Annotated in this window: 1 protein-coding gene; it reads right to left on the bottom strand. The window is 53.2% G+C overall.

Going from position 1 to position 1,375, the window contains the following annotated elements; genetic code table 11:
* Positions 1–521: 521 nt before the first annotated feature.
* Entirely contained in the window at positions 522–1,157 is a 636-nt protein-coding gene (locus tag OC184_RS20170) for a hypothetical protein (RefSeq protein ID WP_265508951.1), read from the bottom strand.
* Positions 1,158–1,375 lie beyond the last annotated feature (218 nt).

Here is a 1,375-nt window from a genome sequence, read left to right as displayed (position 1 = left end):
GAAGGTCATCTCGTGGCCGGCTTCGACATCCGGAGACGCTTCGCCGGCCACGCCCGCCGTAGCGCCCAGACCCGTCATGCATTAAGACTGAAACCGGACCACCCGATGGGGGCAGGTCAGCCATGATGACGAATTCGATAAGCAGATCGCGCTCCTGGAGCGCGAGGCGGAAGCCGGCACGCATGTTGCTTGGGAGGCCGACGACGGTCATACCCGCGGCGGCTGGCCGAAGCTCTGGCGTGATGAGCGCGCCGCCAGCCTTGCTGCATCCGCGGTCGAACTGTGTCGCTTTCAGAACTCGGTCGCCGCAGTCGTCGATGCGCTCGAAGCGGAACGTCTTACGAACCGCCTGACAAGTGGCGACTAACACGCAAACGGCGCCTCAGCGGGCGCCGTCCCTTGAGGACCTTCGGGTCCAATGCCGCCGGTCTGGATCATCGGGCGGCAGGCGCGCCGGCGAACAATACTCCTTCGCTGCTACGAAGATGCCGGCGCGCCACCAGACGATGTGAAGCAGACACTTAAGCCGCCTCATCCTCCTGAAGGTCGGCGGAGTTTTGTGCCTGCCCAAGATCATCCACTCGACGCTTTATCAGCCTCTTCTTTAGCTCCTTACTGATCGCCTCAGACCGCTTCTGCATGAAAGTGTCATAATCATCTTCATAGATACCAAAATCTGCGATACCATTGATCACGTGAGTTCTCATGGTTCTTTCGATATCGGAATTATCCCTTGAGAAGTCGGACATATATTTGGACGGAGCCTTGGAACCTATTTCTCTCTTATTAAGGTAGTCATCGACAATGTTAATGTTCACAACATTATTTGCATACCATTCTTCAAACTTTTTCTTGCGGAGAAATGCCCGAGGGAAGAAGTGGTGATAGTTTTTGCTGTTTGCCTGCTTTAGCCAATAGTTACTAATCTGCACAATACCATTATCTCTAAAAGAGAGAGGGCGGTGATAAGCAAAAACACAAAGAATTGCTTTTACGAAGCTTCGCCCAGCATTGAACGACCCATTCTCAACAATAAATTTGGGAGATATATCTACGCCCCAATCATATTCTGGCGATCCAGACGCCAGTATCACGTCAACCCTCGAAATATCTTGAGCCAGCTTGCTCTCAAGCGACGAGGAGTAGCGCCCGGCCAAGGCACATCTCCAGAAGAGGTCATCTAGCTGAGCCTTCTGATCCTTAGTTGGTTTTTTCGGATTGTGGTAGAAAAAGTAAGCGAACGGGACGATAAGCGCTAGGGTCAGGATGCATTGATTTTCGATGTGCTGCGTGATTCACGGCTCGGAAAACGGAGCGGTGACATGAGCGACCTTTTCTGGCTGACCGACGCGCAGATGGCCAAGCTTTCCCCTTT

Origin of the sequence: Paracoccus rhizosphaerae (assembly GCF_026162645.1) — a bacterium.
GTDB classification, from domain to species: domain Bacteria; phylum Pseudomonadota; class Alphaproteobacteria; order Rhodobacterales; family Rhodobacteraceae; genus Paracoccus; species Paracoccus rhizosphaerae.
This window is presented reverse-complemented; position numbering and strand designations above follow the sequence as displayed.